Origin of the sequence: Acinetobacter sp. YH12120, assembly GCF_013418795.1 — a bacterium.
Lineage (GTDB): Bacteria > Pseudomonadota > Gammaproteobacteria > Pseudomonadales > Moraxellaceae > Acinetobacter > Acinetobacter towneri.
Genome location: NZ_VPBI01000007.1, coordinates 16479 through 34901, shown reverse-complemented (window position 1 = coordinate 34901; position 18423 = coordinate 16479). Strand labels below are relative to the sequence as shown.

Sequence of the window (18423 nt, the reverse complement as noted above, 5' to 3'; positions counted from 1 at the left end):
CCATACCAATGAAAATTTGGGTACAAAGGAGATGGTTATTATTTTTTTATTTTGAACAACAAGCTGCTGATCCTAAAATACTAAATTAAACAAAGTTTATGATTGCTTTGACGAAAGCATATTGTTCTGACACACTGAATCAGTCATAATTTGGCTAAGCATTATTTAATCAATTTGATTGAATTTTGACCCAAATCAAAATACTGCAACCATCCACATCTACCTTTTCTACACCTCTGTGGATGGAAAAATAGGATCTTTTTAAAAAATGACTCAGCAAGCACAGACCATTCAAGGCTCAATTGTCGCAATTGTCACCCCAATGTTAGAAGATGGCAGCGTAGATTGGAAAGGTCTCGAGAAGCTCGTTGAGTGGCACATAGAACAAGGTACCAACAGTATTGTTGCTGTAGGTACAACTGGTGAAGCATCGACCTTAAGTATGGAAGAGCACACCAAAGTGATCGCAGAAATTATTCGCGTCGCAAATAAGCGTATTCCTGTCATTGCTGGTACTGGTGCAAACTCAACGCATGAAGCCATCGAACTGACCAAAGAAGCACAACAATTGGGCGCAGATGCGGCCTTATTGGTAACGCCTTATTATAATAAGCCAACTCAGGAAGGTTTATACCAGCACTATAAAGCAATTGCAGAAGCAGTTGATTTACCTATCATTTTATATAATGTACCGGGTCGTACTGGTGTAGATATGTCAAATGAAACGGTCATCCGTCTTGCAGACATCCCAAATATTGTGGGCGTAAAAGATGCAACGGGCGATGTTCCACGTGGTCAGCAATTATTGGCTGGCTTAACAGGCAAAAACATGGTGGTGTATTCAGGCGATGACGCTACGGCATATCAATTGATGCTGCACGGTGCAAAAGGCAATATTTCTGTAACTGCCAATGTTGCACCAAAAGCCATGAGCCAAGTTTGCGCGGCTGCAATCGCAGGTGATGCTGCAGGTGCAGAGCAACAAAACAGTGCGATTGCAAATTTACACAATATTCTATTTTGTGAATCGAACCCAATTCCTGTGAAATGGGCACTTCATGAAATGGGATTAATTGGTACAGGAATTCGCCTGCCATTAACTCCGCTTGCAGAACAATATCGTGCACCGTTACGCGAAGCCCTTCAGGCTGCGGGTGTCATTCAATAAAAGAGCTTAGTATGATGCAATTACGTTTTGGTTTTATCGCCGCACTTTCAGTATTGAGTTTGGCTGGTTGTAGTTCTCTTGCCATCAATAATGGTTCATTGGACTATAAAGACGCCGCTACTTTAGCACCACTTCAATATCCAGAAGGTTCTGTGGTTCGACCTGCAACACCGTTGTATCCTGCACCAAGCGTTGACCCTTTAGCAACGGCAAATGCACCTAAGCTTGAAAATGCACGTGGCAACCGTTTTGCGATGCCACGTCCTGAAGCCATGCAAGCCAGCAGCAACACAGTTCAAGACAGTACGCAAATTGGACGTCCTCAACCCGTAGTTGACGGAAACCAAAATCCGTTGCTCAAAATTGATGGAAATTCTGCTACAATTTGGCAATACACACTTGCCACCCTCAGCAGTCTGAATTACAGCATTGTTGGTCAAAGTAAGAACCGTTACGAGGCAACCATTAAGGTCGATCAACAGATTTATGTCTTAAGATTGACCTCTGTCGGTTCGAGCAACAACCTAGCTGTATTCAATGCCGATAACAGCTTTGCAGATCAAGAAAAAGCTGCAGATCTGTTGGCCCAGATTTACCAAAATTGGCCAGCCTAGCCGTACTAGGCATTTTTTTTTGAAAAAGGTTCCCTCATGTTAAAACAAACCTTGCTCTATACTGGTAAAGCAAAATCTGTTTATACCACAGACAGTGCAGACCACCTGATTTTAGTCTTTCGTGATGATGCCTCTGCGTTCAATGGCGAAAAAATCGAACAACTAGATCGTAAAGGTAAGGTGAACAACCGTTTTAACGCCTTTATCATGGAAAAATTGGCTGAAGCGGGTATCGAAACTCACTTTGAAAAACTACTTACACCAAACGAAGTATTGGTGAAAAAGTTAGACATGATTCCTGTAGAGTGCGTTATTCGTAACTACGCTGCAGGTTCACTCTGCCGTCGTTTAGGTGTAGAAGAAGGTAAAGAACTGACCCCACCTACATTTGAATTGTTCTTTAAAGATGACGCTCTTGGCGACCCAATGGTAAACGAATCTCAAGCGATTGCTTTAGGTTGGGCCAATGCTGAACAATTGGCAAAAATGAAAGAATTAACTTACCAAGTCAACGATGTATTAAAAGCATTGTTTGATGCAGGTAACATGATTTTGGTCGACTTCAAACTTGAGTTTGGTGTATTCCACGACCGTATTGTGTTGGGTGATGAGTTCTCTCCAGACGGTTGCCGTTTATGGGACAAAGACACCAAGAAGAAACTCGACAAAGACCGTTTCCGTCAAGGTTTAGGCGGTGTGGTTGAAGCTTATGAAGAAGTTGCTGCACGTTTAGGCATCGACTTAGACAATATCTAATTCAAGCTTTTCAATTTTAAAAGCTGAATTCCCAAAACCGAGCAACATTGCTCGGTTTTTTGTATTTTGCTGTAGACCAAACAGGGTTTACAAACCAAATCTTTGAAAAAATCGCCCCATCCACAATGCCCAGTCTGTCTGCCTATTTTTAAATTTATCTGAATTTAAATTGTGTATTCTGCAATTCCGTGTATGCTTGTTGTCATACTAGAAAAATATGAAGTTCGTTTTAATCGTCTAAGTCCGTAGTTTTATTTTGTAATCCTTCGTTTGTTCAGATTTTAAGTCGCATCTTTTTCCCAGTTATTCCAAATCTTTTTTAGATTGCAACATATTAAAATTCAGCAGGATATTTCCCTATGTCAAATCCGACAATGAAAGGCACGGTAAAGTGGTTTAACGAAACTAAAGGTTTTGGTTTTATTCAACCAGAATCTGGTCCAGATGTGTTTGCGCATTTCAGCGAAATCGCACACTCAGGCTTCAAGACTTTACACGAAGGTCAGCAAGTTGAATTCAGCATTGCGCAAGGTCAAAAAGGCCCGAATGCTGTAAACATCAAACCGCTTTAAACCTTTGAATGCAGCACTCAAGGCTGCAAACAAATCTAAAAAAGCTCAAGTTGATTCTTGAGCTTTTTTTATGCCAATACTTTTACAAATATCTTTTCAGCTATACCAAATCGCTTAGGATTGAGTCTGCTGCCAACGACGTTGTTGTAAACGCTCACCTTCCACTTCACGTTTATTACGTGCCGACTCATACAACTTTGTGCCTTTCAGTTCAGGCGGCAAATAGTCCTGTAGCACAAAATGCTCTGGGTAATTGTGCGGATACAAATAATCTACGCCATAGCGTTGTTCTTTCATCAGTTTGGTCGGTGCATTACGCAAATGCAGTGGCACAGGTAAGTTGGCGGTTTTTTCAGCCAAATCCATGGCTTTATTAATTGCCAAATAAGTACTGTTACTTTTGGCACTGGTTGCCAAATATACTGCACATTGTCCTAAAATAATCCGCGCTTCGGGCATACCCAGCACTTGTACCGAGCGGAAACACTCGCCTGCCAATAACAAGGCATTCGGATTTGAATTGCCAATATCTTCCGAAGCAGCAATCAACATGCGACGCGCAATAAAGCTCGGGTCTTCACCGCCTTTGAGCATGCGCGCCATCCAATACAATGCAGCATCGGGGTCACTGCCACGAATTGACTTAATAAAAGCCGATACCAAATCATAATGTTGCTCGCCTGACTTGTCATAACGGGCAATGTTTTGTTGCGCAACCTTGACCACAATCGCGTTGGTGATGATATTTTCCACCTCGGGTTCAAAGGTGCTTGCCACCAAGTCCAGTAGGTTTAAAGCCTTGCGTGCATCACCTGCAGCAAACTGAATCAGAGCATCAAATTCTTCAATCTGAATATAACGGTCTTTTAAGAATTGATCTTGCTGAATGGCTTGAGTAAGCAAAGTCTGAATCGAATCGGCATCTAAAGCCTTTAAGGTATAGACCTGACAACGTGAAAGCAGCGCACTATTGACTTCAAAAGATGGATTTTCAGTGGTCGCACCAATTAAGGTGATTTTGCCCTTTTCCACCGCATTTAATAAGGCATCTTGCTGCGACTTATTAAAGCGATGAATTTCATCAATAAACACCACTGGTGTGAGCAAATCGCCGCCTTCGGCAATAATTTCACGCAGCTCTTTGACCCCAGTATTCAAGGCAGAAAGGCTGATAAAAGGACGATCTACCGCCTGCGCCAACAGCAAAGCGATGGTGGTTTTCCCCACCCCTGGTGGCCCCCAGAAAATAATTGAAGGCAAATGCCCCTGATCAATCATTTGGCGTAACGGCGCTTGCTCACCTAAAAGATGATCTTGACCAATAATTTGCGATAAATCGCGTGGACGCAAACGCTCAGGCAGTGGAATATGACTCTCTGACATCTTGTTATTTCTATACTTGACTTCAACCTAGTCTACTATGATCTCAAGCTTTGGAGTATTTCTAATCGTACCGATTTATCGCTAAAACACGATTCAAAGTTTATTCTGCAGTATGAATTAACGCACCCAACGCACCACATAATCTTCTATATCTTCTTCTGCAACATCCAGTTCTGAAATACAACGCCCTGCCGCAGATTTTTTGGCTTTAATCACACTTTGGCGTGAGCCCGTATTTAAGTAATGCCAAGATGGCAAATTTTTGCCCTGTTTTAAACGACGATAGGCACAACTTGGCGGCAACCAGTGAATTTTTTCTAGTTTTTCGGGGGTAAGTTGAATGCAATCGGGCACAAAGTCAAAGCGATTGGCATAATCTGAACAACGTGCTGTGTTACAGTCCAGTAACTTGCACGCCACTTTGGTATAGGCCACTTCTTGCGTGTCTTCATCTTCTAGTTTGACCAAACAGCATAAACCGCAACCATCGCACAAGGCTTCCCATTCCGCAGTATTTAAGGCATTCAGCGGATAGTTTTTCCAAAATTCAGGTCGTAATTGATCAGACATAGCGCACAGAAAATAACAAAACTGCGTCATTATAACAGCCTTGTTTCAACTTGTTGCTTTTGTTTAGTCTTTAAATGAATCAAACACTTAACTCAAACAACTGAACATTTAATACACAAAAACAAAACAGTGTGCTGCGTTCAGCTCCCTATACTAAATTCAGAAGCTATAAAAACACATGGAGAACAATTATGTTTCGTTGGGCTATAATCTTCGCAGTGATTGCGTTAATCGCGAGTTTACTTGGTTTTGGTGGTGTCGCAGGTTTATCCAAAGACTTTGCCATTATTTTATTGGTGATTGCTGTGATTTTGGCAGTTGTTGGTTTCCTCTCTCGCGGAAAAATCTAGTGACCTCGTCTATAAATTCCTAAAAATCAGATAAAAAAGAAGGATTTTTCCTTCTTTTTTTATGTCCGCTTTTTACGCAACAAATGCCAATTTGGCTATTTTAAAAATATTTTCTCACATTTATAGGCAGTATTTACCCTGTTTTTAAAAATGCGTGCCATATTATTATGCTTTAATCATGGCATTGAAAACGATAAGGAATAAGGCATGGCTTTAGCAATCAAAACTCGCGAAATTGAATATACGGCTGCAGATGGCAGCAAACTGATCGGTTATTTTGCTGCACCAGAAACAGCACAAGCTGTCGCGGGGGTGATTGTCGCACCTGAATGGTGGGGACGTAACGAATACACCGAACAACGCGCGCGTGAATTGGCTGAACATGGTTTTGCAGCCTTAGCGATTGATATGTATGGCGATAAAAAAGTCACCACCACCGCAGTCCAAGCCAATGAATGGATGATGCAAACTTTTGCAGATGCTGACACAATTGTGACTCGTGCGTCTGCAGCTTTGGACACTTTAGCTGCCCAACCTGAAGTAAATCGCGATAAACTCGCTGCAATTGGTTTCTGTTATGGCGGCAAAGTCGTTCTGGATTTGGCTCGTTCTGGCGCAGCATTAAAAGCAGTGGTGACCTTCCACGCCAACCTCAGCCCGAAAGCCCCTGCACAACAAGGTCAGGTACAAGCCGAGATTTTGGTGTTGCATGGTGAACTGGACAGCATGGTGACTTTAGACGACGTCGCAAGTTTCCGTGAAGAAATGCACGCGGCTCAAGTAGAGCATGAAGTGATTATTTTTGAAGATGCCAAACACGGCTTTAGTAACCCTCAAGCCGATGAACGTGCCAAAGCCAATGGGGTCGATTTAGGCTATAACGCATCGGCAGAGCAACAAGGTTTAGCTGCCATGTATGAAGTGTTGGATCGTCGTTTAGCAGATTAATCTGCTGTTCACATTACGCAGCATATACTCAACGCAAGCCAAGAAAATTTTAAAGAAGAGGATATAACAATGACTGAGCAATGCCCTTATTGCAATTTTGATGATTATGATGTTTTGGCAAAAAATGAATTTGGGGTAATTTTGCCTGAACCCAATGCCCTGTCTAAAGGACATTGCGTGATCATTCCGCTACGTCACGTCGGCTCTTTTTTTGACATTACAGACAAAGAACGTAAAAGTTTATTGTCTTTATTAGAATTGGCGCGCAATGAGTTGCAATTGCGTCATCAACCTGCAGGTTTCCATGTGGGTTTTAATGATGGCGATGTGTTTGATGCTAAATCTGAGCATTTACACATCCACATTATTCCACGCTATGAAGGTCAGACCTTAAAATTGGATAACCGTTGGGGTATGAGCGGTCAAATTTAAACCACGACTCGTTTTATCCCAAACCAAGTGAAACCAAACCTAAAGAAGAAGATGCACGCTCATCTTCTTTTTTTATGCACGTAATTCCCACGCCAGTTTGGCTATACTAAGCCGCTACTTTACAAACTGGGTTCGCATGACTGCTTTTTCATTTTCCGATGCTCTCCTCACGTGGTTCGATCAACACGGACGCCATGACCTGCCGTGGCAAGTCGCCGATGATCCCTATGCGGTGTGGGTGTCTGAAATCATGCTGCAACAAACTCAGGTCAAAACCGTATTGCAATATTTTGAGCGTTTTTTGCAGCGCTTTCCGACAGTGCAAGATTTAGGACGTGCAACTTGGGATGAAGTTGCACCGTATTGGGCAGGTTTAGGCTATTACGCCCGCGCCCGCAACTTGCATAAAGCCGCAGCCATTGTGGCACAGCAAGGACATTTTCCAAGTACGCTCGAACAGTGGATGGCTTTGCCGGGCATTGGTCGCTCTACGGGTGGTGCCATGATGTCGCTGGGTTTACGCCAATACGGCGTCATTATGGATGGCAACGTCAAACGGGTTTTAGCACGTTTTTTTGCTATTGAAGATGATTTATCCAAACCTGTACATGAACGTGCCATGTGGCAACTGGCAGAACAGCTCTGCCCCGAAGTGCGTAATCACGACTATACGCAGGCTATTATGGATTTGGGCGCCACCATTTGTACCCCCAAAAAACCACTGTGCTTATATTGCCCAATGCAACAACACTGCAAAGCACATCAACAAGGTTTAGAGCAGGAATTGCCCTTTAAAAAACCGAAAAAAGCCGTACCCGTTAAATCTGCACAGGTCTTAGTACTGCAATGCGCAGATCAGTGGTTATGGCAACAACGTCCCAATACAGGACTTTGGGGTGGACTATGGTGTTTGCCTGTTATTGAAGATGCACAGGCTTTTGAGCAACTGTGTCAAAGCTTGAGCCTTAAACAGGTACAGCAACGCGCACAGATTTCACATAGCTTTACCCATTTCACTTGGCAGCTTGAAGCACTGTGTTTTCAGGTCGATGCTGATCTACAAGAACACTTGGCAATAGAACTGAATGCAGATTGGTATAGTCCGCAAAAAGCCAGCGATTTGGGCATTCCGACGGCCATGAAAAAATTGATCTCGGCAATCAATCTGTGACATAGTCAAGCATCGTGATGAATGAAATCTTTGCTTTCACTGCCATTACAAGGATGTCTTATGTTTCGATGGATTGCTGTTTTAAGCCTGTCACTCTTTACCTTATTGATTGCGGCCTGTAGTTCTGCACCGAAACGTCCCAGTACCCCACTCCCGCCTGCCTTGGTGCAAAAACTCAATCAAATGAGTTTAAAAACTCGCTTGCCCATTCCTGTGCAGGGCATTAAAGCGCATCAGTTGAATGACACTTGGGGTGCATCTCGTAGTAGCGGACGTTTGCATGAAGGCATTGATATTCTTGCCGCCAAAGGCAGCAAAGTGTATAGCGCTACAGAAGGTTTAATTGCAGACTTACGCGATAATCGCTTAGGTGGTAAAGTAATTTGGATATTAGGGCCTGCAGGCACTTGGCATTACTATGCACACTTGGATGGACATAAACGCGGTTTAAACGTGGGCGATTATGTCAAGGCAGGAACGCATATTGGCTATGTCGGCAATACAGGCAACGCCCGACACACTGCCGCACATTTGCATTACGGACTTTATTTAAATGGTAAAGGACGCGGTGCGGTCAATCCTTATCCTTATTTACGTTAATTTTGTTAGGAACATTTCATGTCTGAAGCCTTGATAAATCGATTGGTGGAATTTGCAGAATCTGGCAATCAACAAAAAATTGTATTGGCAGGACAAGTCCATCAAGGCTGGGTCATGGAAATTACTGAAGATGCCCTGCTCATCAGCACAGGTTATTCAGATAAAGTTGGTAAAGACAACTGGATTTCCTTTCACGATCTGCAACAGGCAGAACTATATTATTGGGATAACCAACATGACCAATGGGCAGCATTTCAGCTTTAAGTCCGTCCCATTCACATCTATTCAGCTATCTATTCAACAAGGAGCATGACCCATGACGATACAACGCTGTGGCTGGTGTTCCGATGATCCGCTCTATATTGCCTATCATGATTTAGAGTGGGGACAAGCTGTATTTGCCGAAGTGCATTTATTTGAAATGCTGTGTTTAGAGGGACAGCAAGCAGGCTTGTCTTGGATTACTGTATTAAAAAAACGTGAGGCGTATCGTCAACATTTTTTCCAATACAGCATTGCTGAAATTGCCGCATTTAGTGATGATGATCTTACGCTCAAATTACAAGATGCTGGATTAATTCGCCATCGAGGCAAATTACAAGCAATTCGTGACAACGCACGTGCATGGCAAAAACTAAAAGATGCCGATATAGACGTCGTGACATGGCTTTGGGATTTTGTCGCACAGCGACCTATTAGGAATGATGTACCTGACTATCGTCTTGCACCTGCACAAACCAACGCCAGTGTTACCATGTCGAAAGCCTTAAAGAAAAATGGTTTTAAATTTGTAGGCCCGACCACCTGCTATGCCTTTATGCAGGCTGTGGGCATGGTCGATGACCATGAAAATCACTGTCACTTTAAAACAACATCCAAGCTTTAGTATTCAAAACTGCTCACCCCATAACAGCAAGATCACCAATCAATACAGTCAGTCGATGACAAGGACGGTGCAATATGAGTAATACCATTCGAGCCTATGCCGCAATGCAGGCAGGTGAAGCCCTGCAAGCCTATCAATTTGATGCGGGTGAATTGCAGGCGCATCAGGTAGAAGTCAAAGTCGAATATTGTGGCTTATGCCATTCCGATCTTTCAGTCATTCAAAATGACTGGCATTCCTCGGTATATCCTGTGGTGGCAGGACATGAAATTATTGGCACGATTACCCAATTAGGCAGTGAGGCCAAAGGCTTAACCGTGGGGCAACGTGTAGGCATTGGCTGGACTGCAGACAGTTGCCAACACTGCGATGCCTGTATTGCAGGCGAACAAGTGCTGTGCAGCAATGGCACTACCGCAACCATTGTGGGACATGCAGGTGGTTTTGCCGATAAAGTCCGTGCAGGTTGGCAATGGGTAATTCCATTACCCGATGAGGTCGATCCTGTCAGTGCAGGGCCTTTGCTCTGTGGTGGAATTACCGTATTTGATCCGATCTTGAAACATCAAATTCAGGCAGTACATCATGTTGCGGTGATTGGTATTGGTGGCTTGGGGCATATCGCCATCAAATTATTAAAAGCATGGGGCTGTGAAATTACGGCGTTCAGTTCCAATCCAGACAAAACCGCAGAATTACTGGCTATGGGTGCAGACCATGTAGTGAACAGCCGTGATGCTGCTGCCCTTAAAACCCAGCGTGGCAAGTTTGACCTGATTTTAAGTACGGTAAACGTAAGCTTGGACTGGAATGCTTATTTAAGTACGCTTGCACCACATGGCACTATTCACATGCTAGGTGTAGCGCTAGAACCCATGCAAATTAAGGCGGGCAGCTTAATTGGCGGTGCAAAATCGGTTACTGGTTCATCGACAGGTTCGCCTGCAGCGCTGCGTCAATTACTACAATTTGCCGCACGCAAACAGATTGCCCCACAGGTGGAAGTTTTTCCGATGTCACAAATCAATCAGGCAATTGAACATTTGCATCAGGGCAAGGCACGCTATCGGGTGGTGTTAAAGGCCGACTTTGACTGATTTTTAAGTTAAATCTTGCCCAATTTAACGGTCTTGCTCATCTCAGATGGGCAAGATTTATGTATAAAAAATGTTTTAGATATTCAGTCTGTTATAGAATAAACTGCGTAAGCAGCATATATTAAAAAGTTGAATCGACACAGGCTGCAAAGCCACGTGCCAAACTAGAAAAGTCTGTGAAAAAGTCTGCTAAGATGAATGCTGCTTTTTTAACTATAAAATGAATTTGAGAAAACCTATGAGTAAAGCCTTACCCATCGCTATTGCTGTAATTTTAGGCGGTGCTGCACTTGTTCCTGTTTATTATGCCTCTCAAAACCCAGCAGTGGCGACCTCTAAAGCGTCGGCAAATGCTTCTGCGGTTGAAAAAATCAGCTACGCTTTGGGTTATGAAGTGGCACATCAAACCCCACCAGAGCTAGACATCAACAGCTTTGTAACAGGTGTGCGTGAAGGTCATGCGCGTAAACAACCTGCCTACACCGAAGAAGAATTACAAAAAGCCTATGAGCAATTCCAGCAAGAGTTGCAACAAAAACAAGCCACTCAAGCGCAAGCTGCACAAACAGCCAGTGATTCATTCTTAACTGAAAATGGCAAAAAAGCAGGCGTACAAACCACAGCTTCTGGCTTGCAATATCAAGTGATTAAAGAAGGCACAGGCAAACAGCCAACGGCAAGCTCTGTGGTCAAAGTGCACTACACGGGTAAACTGGTCGATGGCAAAGTATTTGACAGCTCGGTACAACGTGGTGAGCCAATTGAATTCCCACTGAATCAAGTCATTCCGGGCTGGACTGAAGGTTTACAGCTCATGAAGGAAGGCGGTAAAGCTACGCTGTATATTCCATCGAAACTGGGCTACGGCGAACAAGGTGTACCAGGCATGATTCCTGCCAACAGCACCTTAATTTTTGATGTTGAACTGATTGAAGTGAAATAACAACATCACCCTTTCAGGAGAGCTTGGCTCTCTTGTATGGTCTTAGGACGAAAAGAATGAAAAAACACCTTGCCCTTGTGTGTATCGCACTGCTCAGCAGTGGCAGTTTTGCCAAAACCGTGACCAATAAAAGTCCTGTTGCAGATCAGGTCGGTTATAGCTTTGGTTATTTAATGGGGCGCAGCAATGCGGAAACCTTAAAAGATATTGATCTCGAAGCCTTCATTGCTGGCTTAAAAATGGCAACACAAGACCAAGCCGCCAGTTTAAGCGATGAAGAAATGGCACGAGTGCTGACTCAATTCAAAAAGCAAGCCGAAGCCAAACAACTGATTGAGCTTAAAAAAGTAGCCGATAGCAATGCTAAAATTGGGCAAGCCTTTTTAAACAATAATGCCAAAAAGGCAGGGGTCAAAGTCACCAAGTCTGGCTTGCAATATCAAGTCTTACAGGCAGGTACGGGCAAATCACCCAAAGCCACCTCTACCGTTAAAGTCCATTATGAAGGTCGTTTAATTGATGGTACGGTATTTGACAGTTCTATCGCCCGCGATCAAGCTGCAGAATTTCAGGTCAGCCAAGTCATTCAAGGTTGGACTGAAGGCTTACAACTCATGAAAGTTGGTGCCAAATATCGCTTCTTTATTCCTGCTGCTCTAGCCTACGGTCAAATTGGCTCAGGCGATGCAATTGAGCCAAACAGCACGCTTATTTTTGATGTGGAACTTTTAGAAATTGTAAAATAATCCAAAGCCGCATCATCTTTAAACAAAAAAATACCGCAATTTAAATTGCGGTATTTTTTCAGATCAACTTCGCTTCATTAAGGTTTTAAATGACGTGGTCTAAAACCCGTTGCCAACAATCCAACCCCATAGGCCACTACGCCCACCACACACAGCGCAGTGACTTCTGCCACACGCATCCATTGTGATACATCACCGTTATACCAAGTTAAGGCATACCACAACGCAGCAATCATCACGGCATTTGCCACTGCAAACTGCACCATGAGTTTTTTCCAGTGCGCACCAAAACGGAAAATCTTGCGTTGATGCAAATAGAAATACAACATGCCTGCATTCACCAAAGCCGAACCTGATGATGCCAGTGCCAATGCCATGTGTTCAGCTTGCCAGTCAATCAGTTTAAAGAAGCCAATAAACACCACGTTTAAAATCGCATTGGCAGCCACAGCCATTAAACCCACACGTACTGGTGTTTTGGTGTCTTGCTGTGCATAAAAACCCGGTGCAAAGACTTTAATCAGCATGAATGAAATCACCCCTGCACTCATACATTGCAAGGCCAAAGCGGTCATTTGCGTATCTTTAAAACTAAACTGACCACGCTCAAACAAGGCTTGGATAATAGGCGTTGATAACATAAACAGTGCAATACTGGCAGGGACACCTACCAAAATAATCACCCGTGCAGCCCAGTCCATCATGCCGCGGAATTTATCCATATTTTGTTCTGCATGACGCGCAGACAGTGACGGTAAAATGACCGTCCCAATCGCTACACCAATTAAGCCCAAAGGTAGCTCTGTCATACGTTCCGCACTATACAACCACGACACCGAACCATCCTGCATAAAAGATGCCCAAATGGTGTTGAGTAGCAGGTTAATTTGCGTGACCGATACCCCAAATAAAGCAGGCAGCATCAGCTTCATAATCCGATCCACCCCTTCATGCTTGAAATCAACTTTAGGGGGAATCAGCAGCTTTTTACGCCATAGTTCTGGAATTTGAATCGCAAGTTGTAAAGCACCCGCGATAATCACCGCCCAACCCAGTGCCATAATCGGCTCTGCCATGTACGGTGTGAGCCATAATGCACCTGCAATCATCGCCACATTCAGCAATACAGGCGCAAAGGCAGGCGTGGTAAATGAGCCATAGCTGTTCAAAATACTGCTGGCAAATGCCGTCAGCGACATAAACAACAAATAAGGAATGGTCAGGCGGAACATATCGGTGGCTAGCGCAAACTTTTCAGGGTCGCTATGGAAACCCGGTGCGTAGATATACATCACCGCAGGCGCAGCCACCATGGCGGTAAAGGTTAGCCCTGTCATTACCGTCATTAAACAGCCAAAAACCCGACTAATTAAAATTTGTACTTCGGCATGAGTGCGGCTGGTTTTATATTCGGTCAATACAGGAATAAATGCCTGCGAAAACGCCCCTTCGGCAAACAGTCGCCTGAAAAAGTTGGGGATACGAAACGCCACCACAAAGGTATCGAAATCTTTACCTGCACCAAACACATTCAGCAATACCACATCACGGACTAATCCTAGCACCCGTGACAGCATGGTCATTGCACTGACAATAAAGGTCGATCGCCAAAGCGCCATCGTTACCACCCAATTAAAAATTTAGTCGCTATTGTAATCAAAGCATCAACAAAGTTTTGTTATTGATTGATCAATTTTTCCTGTGATGTCGAAGCTTTAAGTTGAGATAACTGTTCACGAAAATACTGCCAGTCAAAATACGGCCCTGGATCAGTTTTACGTCCCGGTGCAATATCGGAATGTCCTGCAATATGCTGTTGAATACTCGGATAGGCCTGCTGCAAACTGTGTACCACCTGCACCAAACTCTGATATTGCGCTGTTTCAAAAGGCAAGTCATCACTGCCCTCTAATTCAATCCCAATTGAATAGTCATTACATTCAGGCTGTGCCAAATAACTAGAACGCCCCGCATGCCACGCCCGATCTGCAAAATTAACAAATTGCAGCACCTCGCCTGTTCTTAAAATCAACAAATGTGCCGAAACCTGCAGGCCCTGAATGGTCTGAAAGTAAGGATGCTGCGACCAATCCATTTGGTTCTGAAAAAATTGCTCAATATAACCACCACCAAATTGTGACGGCGGCAAACTAATATTGTGAATGACCAGCAATTGAATCTCTTGGTCTGTCGGACGGGCGTTGAAATTCGGAGATGGGACTTGTCTTGCCCCTTGTAATTGACCCTCAACCACCTGAAACGACGGCACATGCTGCATAAGGCAATCCCCAAACCATTAGAATAGAAAAATAGAACAGAAATTTCAGTTTAATGCCAACGCGTGACAATGAACATCTTAAATTACACCCGAACGTGGCTAAAAAACACATCCTGACGCAGAACAGTGTTAATATAACGCGCAATTTTCATGGGCAAGATCGACACGGAAAATCTTATGAGCATCTCTCCAGCTTTGCTTGAACAATCCATCCAAATCAATATTCAGCAAGCCTTGCAAGAAGATATTGGCGATGGTGATATTACCGCATTATTGACCCCTGAAGATGAGCAGGCCACTGCCACCATTATTAGCCGTGAAGACATGATTTTGGCAGGTCAACCGTGGGTAAATGCCCTGATTCAAGCATACGATGCCAATGTGCAAGTCACGTGGTTAAAAAATGATGGCGACCACGTTGCTGCCAATGAAGCCTTTTTGAAATTGGCAGGTTCTGCACGCAGCCTGTTAACGGTAGAACGCCCTGCGCTGAATTTTGTGCAAACCCTGTCTGCTGTTGCGACTAAAACCGCAGCCTATGTGCAACAACTTGAAGGCTTAAATACCAAACTGCTAGATACCCGTAAAACCTTACCGGGTTTACGCATTGCACAAAAATATGCTGTCACGGTCGGTGGTGGACAAAACCATCGTTTAGGCTTATTTGATGCCTTTTTGATTAAAGAAAATCACATTATGGCAGCAGGCGGCATTACTCAGGCAATTGCCAAAGCACATGCCATTGCTCCGGGCAAACCTGTAGAAGTTGAAGTGGAAACTTGGGATGAACTAAATCAAGCCCTTGAAGCCAAAGCTGATATTGTGATGTTGGATAACTTTAGCCAGCAACAAATGATTGATGCGGTCAAGCATGTGGCAGGTCGTTGTAAACTTGAAGCGTCGGGCAACATCACCATTGAAAATTTACGTGAAGTGGCTAGTACAGGCGTAGATTATATTTCGATGGGTGTTTTAACCAAAGATGTCAAAGCTGTGGATTTATCAATGCGTTTTAATGCGTAAACGATTACTTTTAAAATTAAGGGTGCAATCTGCACCCTTAATTTTTTCCAAAAATTGATTTTAAGGAGGCAAATGAGCCTCCTTTTTTTATGCCTCAATTTTGAATTTAATCATCGTCCTTGTTGTCGTTGTCGTTGTCGTTGTCGTTGTCGTTGTCGTTGTCGTTGTCGTTGTCGTTGTCGTTGTCGTTGTCGTTGTCGTTGTCGTTGTCGTTGTCGTTGTCGTTGTCGTTGTCAGAAGCTTGACCGAGTACACTACGATTGTCTTCATTTTCACGCTCAGTACGTGAATCACATGCAGTTAAAAACAACATCATGGCAGACATTAAAATAATCAATAGTTTCATGCTTTCCTCCTCTTTTCATTCAGGCTCTTTGCATACAGTTTTCCATCTTAAAAGAACGCATCCTGCAATATTGTAGCTTTTTGCTTCACGCTTCCTATCGCAATCTAAATCTCATCCATAAAAAACGCATCCGAAGATGCGCTCTTAAACAGCAGAAAAACATCAAAAAGCTTAGCTTACCAACCTAAAGCTTGCTGCTGTTTTTTTACCAATTCCTGAATACCTTTTTCTGCCATTTCCAACATGGCATTACATTGCACACGATTAAACGGCTTATCTTCAGCAGTACCCTGAATTTCAATAAATTCACCTGCTTGTGTCATCACCACGTTTAAATCAGTTTGGCAATTTGAATCTTCTTCATAGCACAAATCCAATAACACTTGGTCTTGGTACATGCCCACAGAAATTGCAGCCACCAAACCCTTTAATGGGTCATGCTTAATTTTTTTCTTTTCCAGCAACACATTCATAGCATCAATCAATGCCACTGCTGCACCTGTAATGGCTGCAGTACGGGTACCGCCATCGGCCTGAATCACATCGCAGTCAATGGTAATGGTGTTTTCACCCAGTTTCTTCAAATCGACCATGGCACGCAAGCTACGACCAATTAAGCGCTGAATTTCCTGTGTACGTCCGCTTTGTTTACCACGCGCCGCTTCACGGTCACTACGGGTATGAGTTGAACGTGGCAACATGCCATATTCTGCAGTTACCCAACCTTGTCCCTGCCCTTTTAAAAAGCGCGGTACAGAGTTATCAATACTTGCGGTACACAAAACTTTGGTATGACCAAACTCTACCAACACTGAACCTTCAGCATAGCGAGTATAGTTACGGGTAATTTTTACCTCACGTAATTGATCTAAAGCTCGTTGGTCAATACGCATAATGTGTCCTTATTTTTGGCTCAAATAAATTGCCCGCAAGTATAACAGATGCCACAGCGCAGGTCGCTTTTCCAAAGCTTGACGTGTGCTGTTTCGGTAAATTTTGCCTGTATTTTTACAAAGTGGCTTCATTCATCTTTTAGTATTATCGTGAAACACAGGTTTTTGTTAGACTGCGCGGCACTGGCAGAATCAGGAAATACAATGTCGATTCGGGAAGAACGAAAACAACAAAGTCGTCAGGCAATTATGGATGCAGTGCTGCAACTCAGCAGCGCAGGACGTGCATTTAGCAGCATTAGCTTAAGAGAAATTTCACGACAGATTGGACTGGTGCCCACCGCATTTTATCGGCATTTTCAAGATATGGATGAGTTGGGGCTAGATTTGGTCGATCAAGTTGCCTTGCACATTAAAGGTATTTTGTATCAGTTGGGACAAGCTTATTTATACCAACCCGATGCACAGACCGAAAAGGCATTGACCCTATTTTTTAAATCTGTCGATCAACATCCACAACAATGGATTTTTTTAATTGCCGAACGCTGGGGCGGTTCGACCATTTTACGGCAAGCCATCGCCCGTGAAATTGATTTTTTAATTGAAGATTTAGCTAATGATTTACAACGGGTCGAAAGCGTACAACATTTTCAGCATGCTGAAGATTTTCACATTCTGGCCAATATTTTAATTAATTTATCGTTAAATTGGGCAATGAGCTGGATTGGTTTAGAACGCCAATTTGAAGCCGAAAAATTACCTGAACAACAGCAGCGTTTTATTCAACAAACCATTACTCAAGTACATTTATTATTTCGTGGCATTTGCCACTGGCAACGTCCGCAGCCTGTCGCAGATTAAACATACAACACACTTTTAACCTGCATTAAAAAAACCGCAATGACGTTGCAATCATTGCGGTTTTTAGCGATGCGCTGCTGATTCAGCCTTGCATCATCTTGTTATTGCATCTGCTTATTTCTTAGCTTTACGCTCTTGATCAACCAAGTAGTTCACTACTTGAATCACTTTGCCGTTATCGCCTTGAACGATATATTTACCATTCACCACCACCGCAGGTACACCTGTCAATTGGTACTGACGCGCCAATTGTTTAGCTTGTGAAATTTTAGAGGTGATCGCAAATGAGTTAAACATGCTGTTAAATTTCGCTTCAGGTACACCATATTTCACAAAGAATTTAGCTTGTGATTGTTGGTCAAAAATTTGCTGACCTTTGTCATGAATGGCATGGAAAAGTGGCAAGTGAGTTTTCTTGCGCACACCCAAAGCTTCAGACACATAATAACCACGTGCATTCATTTCCCAAACAGGATTCATGGCTGCAGGAGTACGCACAAAATTCACATCTTTAGGTAACTGGCGTAACCATGTTTGCATATATGGTTCTAAAGTAAAGCAGTGACCACAGCCATACCAAAAGAACTCACGCACTTCAATTTTACCCGGTACATCAACCTTACCCGGGTTGGCGACAACGCTATAATCTTTACCTGCTACAAAATTTGCCGCCATAGTGCTACCAGAAATAGCAAAGATGGCAGTTGCCAAACTACCTAAAAGGAATTTTTTCATTGCGTTTATAATCCTCTAAATCATTCTGTTTAGTGTATGGCAACACTATAA

The 18423-nt window shown here is 43.3% G+C and carries 23 protein-coding genes; 16 read left to right on the top strand and 7 right to left on the bottom strand.

Translation table 11 applies throughout. From position 1 onward, the window contains the following. The first annotated feature begins 268 nt into the window (after positions 1-268). The 4 genes from dapA to FTU58_RS06555 all read left to right on the top strand — a co-directional run bounded on the left by dapA (position 269) and on the right by FTU58_RS06555 (position 3110). Complete coding sequence (gene dapA, locus FTU58_RS06570) at positions 269-1168, top strand: 4-hydroxy-tetrahydrodipicolinate synthase (protein ID WP_131261232.1); 900 nt, start codon at positions 269-271, stop codon at positions 1166-1168. A 14-nt stretch (positions 1169-1182) separates the two neighbouring features. After that, the gene (locus FTU58_RS06565) at positions 1183-1782 is read left to right on the top strand and encodes a hypothetical protein (RefSeq protein WP_026438344.1); all 600 of its coding nucleotides are present in this window, start codon (positions 1183-1185) and stop codon (positions 1780-1782) included. Positions 1783-1818: 36 nt separating this feature from the next. Further along, a complete protein-coding gene (gene purC / locus FTU58_RS06560; RefSeq protein WP_004974116.1) occupies positions 1819-2538 on the top strand; it encodes a phosphoribosylaminoimidazolesuccinocarboxamide synthase in 720 nt (239 codons plus the stop codon). A gap of 359 nt (positions 2539-2897) precedes the next feature. After that, complete coding sequence (locus FTU58_RS06555) at positions 2898-3110, top strand: cold-shock protein (RefSeq protein ID WP_004974113.1); 213 nt, start codon at positions 2898-2900, stop codon at positions 3108-3110. A gap of 114 nt (positions 3111-3224) precedes the next feature. Here the strand turns inward: FTU58_RS06555 and FTU58_RS06550 are convergent, their stop codons facing one another. Further along, positions 3225-4493, bottom strand: coding sequence for a replication-associated recombination protein A (locus FTU58_RS06550; protein WP_179991247.1), 1269 nt, complete (start codon positions 4491-4493; stop codon positions 3225-3227). A 117-nt stretch (positions 4494-4610) separates the two neighbouring features. Further along, the gene (locus FTU58_RS06545) at positions 4611-5063 is read right to left on the bottom strand and encodes a YcgN family cysteine cluster protein (RefSeq protein WP_136144131.1); all 453 of its coding nucleotides are present in this window, start codon (positions 5061-5063) and stop codon (positions 4611-4613) included. A 191-nt stretch (positions 5064-5254) separates the two neighbouring features. On the opposite strand from FTU58_RS06545, the gene FTU58_RS06540 reads away from it, so the two are divergent. The 10 genes from FTU58_RS06540 (at position 5255) to FTU58_RS06495 (ending at position 12236) form a co-directional block, all read left to right on the top strand. After that, positions 5255-5413 carry a DUF1328 domain-containing protein gene (locus FTU58_RS06540; protein WP_179994334.1) on the top strand — a complete coding sequence of 53 codons (159 nt, stop codon included), beginning with the start codon at positions 5255-5257 and terminating at the stop codon, positions 5411-5413. Between the two features lie 207 nt (positions 5414-5620). Next, positions 5621-6361, top strand: coding sequence for a dienelactone hydrolase family protein (locus FTU58_RS06535; protein WP_180062233.1), 741 nt, complete (start codon positions 5621-5623; stop codon positions 6359-6361). A 69-nt stretch (positions 6362-6430) separates the two neighbouring features. Then, entirely contained in the window at positions 6431-6793 is a 363-nt protein-coding gene (locus tag FTU58_RS06530; protein WP_070155794.1) for an HIT family protein, read from the top strand. A gap of 136 nt (positions 6794-6929) precedes the next feature. Continuing rightward, on the top strand, positions 6930-7964 hold the full coding sequence (gene mutY / locus FTU58_RS06525) for an A/G-specific adenine glycosylase (RefSeq protein ID WP_179997045.1): 1035 nt from the start codon (positions 6930-6932) through the stop codon (positions 7962-7964). Positions 7965-8024: 60 nt separating this feature from the next. After that, positions 8025-8564 (top strand): M23 family metallopeptidase, encoded by a 540-nt coding sequence (locus tag FTU58_RS06520; RefSeq protein WP_131261236.1) that lies wholly within the window; start codon positions 8025-8027, stop codon positions 8562-8564. Between the two features lie 18 nt (positions 8565-8582). Further along, on the top strand, positions 8583-8828 hold the full coding sequence (locus FTU58_RS06515; RefSeq protein ID WP_104852758.1) for a hypothetical protein: 246 nt from the start codon (positions 8583-8585) through the stop codon (positions 8826-8828). 52 nt (positions 8829-8880) lie between these two features. Next, positions 8881-9450 (top strand): DNA-3-methyladenine glycosylase I, encoded by a 570-nt coding sequence (locus FTU58_RS06510; protein ID WP_179997044.1) that lies wholly within the window; start codon positions 8881-8883, stop codon positions 9448-9450. Between the two features lie 74 nt (positions 9451-9524). After that, the gene (locus FTU58_RS06505; RefSeq protein WP_004974093.1) at positions 9525-10547 is read left to right on the top strand and encodes an NAD(P)-dependent alcohol dehydrogenase; all 1023 of its coding nucleotides are present in this window, start codon (positions 9525-9527) and stop codon (positions 10545-10547) included. Positions 10548-10785: 238 nt separating this feature from the next. Next, on the top strand, positions 10786-11490 hold the full coding sequence (locus FTU58_RS06500) for an FKBP-type peptidyl-prolyl cis-trans isomerase (protein ID WP_136144427.1): 705 nt from the start codon (positions 10786-10788) through the stop codon (positions 11488-11490). A gap of 56 nt (positions 11491-11546) precedes the next feature. Then, positions 11547-12236 (top strand): FKBP-type peptidyl-prolyl cis-trans isomerase, encoded by a 690-nt coding sequence (locus FTU58_RS06495; protein ID WP_004974089.1) that lies wholly within the window; start codon positions 11547-11549, stop codon positions 12234-12236. Positions 12237-12313: 77 nt separating this feature from the next. Here FTU58_RS06495 and murJ read toward each other — a convergent pair whose 3' ends face one another. Next, a complete protein-coding gene (murJ, locus tag FTU58_RS06490; protein ID WP_171287394.1) occupies positions 12314-13864 on the bottom strand; it encodes a murein biosynthesis integral membrane protein MurJ in 1551 nt (516 codons plus the stop codon). Positions 13865-13914: 50 nt separating this feature from the next. Then, on the bottom strand, positions 13915-14514 hold the full coding sequence (gene ampD / locus FTU58_RS06485; protein ID WP_004974083.1) for a 1,6-anhydro-N-acetylmuramyl-L-alanine amidase AmpD: 600 nt from the start codon (positions 14512-14514) through the stop codon (positions 13915-13917). A 177-nt stretch (positions 14515-14691) separates the two neighbouring features. Here ampD and nadC point away from each other — a divergent pair, with 177 nt between their 5' ends. After that, positions 14692-15537 carry a carboxylating nicotinate-nucleotide diphosphorylase gene (nadC, locus tag FTU58_RS06480; RefSeq protein WP_004974082.1) on the top strand — a complete coding sequence of 282 codons (846 nt, stop codon included), beginning with the start codon at positions 14692-14694 and terminating at the stop codon, positions 15535-15537. Between the two features lie 106 nt (positions 15538-15643). On the opposite strand, the gene FTU58_RS06475 is transcribed toward nadC, so the two are convergent. Together FTU58_RS06475 and rph are read right to left on the bottom strand one after the other, a co-directional pair. Beyond that, complete coding sequence (locus FTU58_RS06475; protein ID WP_180062232.1) at positions 15644-15883, bottom strand: hypothetical protein; 240 nt, start codon at positions 15881-15883, stop codon at positions 15644-15646. Between the two features lie 176 nt (positions 15884-16059). After that, positions 16060-16776 (bottom strand): ribonuclease PH, encoded by a 717-nt coding sequence (rph, locus tag FTU58_RS06470; protein WP_004974074.1) that lies wholly within the window; start codon positions 16774-16776, stop codon positions 16060-16062. Positions 16777-16980: 204 nt separating this feature from the next. On the opposite strand from rph, the gene FTU58_RS06465 reads away from it, so the two are divergent. After that, the gene (locus tag FTU58_RS06465; RefSeq protein ID WP_004974072.1) at positions 16981-17637 is read left to right on the top strand and encodes a TetR family transcriptional regulator; all 657 of its coding nucleotides are present in this window, start codon (positions 16981-16983) and stop codon (positions 17635-17637) included. A 114-nt stretch (positions 17638-17751) separates the two neighbouring features. Here FTU58_RS06465 and FTU58_RS06460 read toward each other — a convergent pair whose 3' ends face one another. Then, positions 17752-18372 (bottom strand): thiol:disulfide interchange protein DsbA/DsbL, encoded by a 621-nt coding sequence (locus FTU58_RS06460; RefSeq protein WP_004974070.1) that lies wholly within the window; start codon positions 18370-18372, stop codon positions 17752-17754. Between the last annotated feature and the right edge of the window lie 51 nt (positions 18373-18423).

Bases quoted from the DNA above. Each gene is read 5' to 3' on its own strand.
- dapA (WP_131261232.1), top strand. From the start codon at position 269: ATGACTCAGCAAGCACAGACCATTCAAGGCTCAATTGTCGCAATTGTC.
- FTU58_RS06565 (WP_026438344.1), top strand. From the start codon at position 1,183: ATGCAATTACGTTTTGGTTTTATCGCCGCACTTTCAGTATTGAGTTTG.
- purC (WP_004974116.1), top strand. From the start codon at position 1,819: ATGTTAAAACAAACCTTGCTCTATACTGGTAAAGCAAAATCTGTTTAT.
- FTU58_RS06555 (WP_004974113.1), top strand. From the start codon at position 2,898: ATGTCAAATCCGACAATGAAAGGCACGGTAAAGTGGTTTAACGAAACT.
- FTU58_RS06550 (WP_179991247.1), bottom strand. From the start codon at position 4,493: ATGTCAGAGAGTCATATTCCACTGCCTGAGCGTTTGCGTCCACGCGAT.
- FTU58_RS06545 (WP_136144131.1), bottom strand. From the start codon at position 5,063: ATGTCTGATCAATTACGACCTGAATTTTGGAAAAACTATCCGCTGAAT.
- FTU58_RS06540 (WP_179994334.1), top strand. From the start codon at position 5,255: ATGTTTCGTTGGGCTATAATCTTCGCAGTGATTGCGTTAATCGCGAGT.
- FTU58_RS06535 (WP_180062233.1), top strand. From the start codon at position 5,621: ATGGCTTTAGCAATCAAAACTCGCGAAATTGAATATACGGCTGCAGAT.
- FTU58_RS06530 (WP_070155794.1), top strand. From the start codon at position 6,431: ATGACTGAGCAATGCCCTTATTGCAATTTTGATGATTATGATGTTTTG.
- mutY (WP_179997045.1), top strand. From the start codon at position 6,930: ATGACTGCTTTTTCATTTTCCGATGCTCTCCTCACGTGGTTCGATCAA.
- FTU58_RS06520 (WP_131261236.1), top strand. From the start codon at position 8,025: ATGTTTCGATGGATTGCTGTTTTAAGCCTGTCACTCTTTACCTTATTG.
- FTU58_RS06515 (WP_104852758.1), top strand. From the start codon at position 8,583: ATGTCTGAAGCCTTGATAAATCGATTGGTGGAATTTGCAGAATCTGGC.
- FTU58_RS06510 (WP_179997044.1), top strand. From the start codon at position 8,881: ATGACGATACAACGCTGTGGCTGGTGTTCCGATGATCCGCTCTATATT.
- FTU58_RS06505 (WP_004974093.1), top strand. From the start codon at position 9,525: ATGAGTAATACCATTCGAGCCTATGCCGCAATGCAGGCAGGTGAAGCC.
- FTU58_RS06500 (WP_136144427.1), top strand. From the start codon at position 10,786: ATGAGTAAAGCCTTACCCATCGCTATTGCTGTAATTTTAGGCGGTGCT.
- FTU58_RS06495 (WP_004974089.1), top strand. From the start codon at position 11,547: ATGAAAAAACACCTTGCCCTTGTGTGTATCGCACTGCTCAGCAGTGGC.
- ampD (WP_004974083.1), bottom strand. From the start codon at position 14,514: ATGCAGCATGTGCCGTCGTTTCAGGTGGTTGAGGGTCAATTACAAGGG.
- nadC (WP_004974082.1), top strand. From the start codon at position 14,692: ATGAGCATCTCTCCAGCTTTGCTTGAACAATCCATCCAAATCAATATT.
- FTU58_RS06475 (WP_180062232.1), bottom strand. From the start codon at position 15,883: ATGAAACTATTGATTATTTTAATGTCTGCCATGATGTTGTTTTTAACT.
- rph (WP_004974074.1), bottom strand. From the start codon at position 16,776: ATGCGTATTGACCAACGAGCTTTAGATCAATTACGTGAGGTAAAAATT.
- FTU58_RS06465 (WP_004974072.1), top strand. From the start codon at position 16,981: ATGTCGATTCGGGAAGAACGAAAACAACAAAGTCGTCAGGCAATTATG.
- FTU58_RS06460 (WP_004974070.1), bottom strand. From the start codon at position 18,372: ATGAAAAAATTCCTTTTAGGTAGTTTGGCAACTGCCATCTTTGCTATT.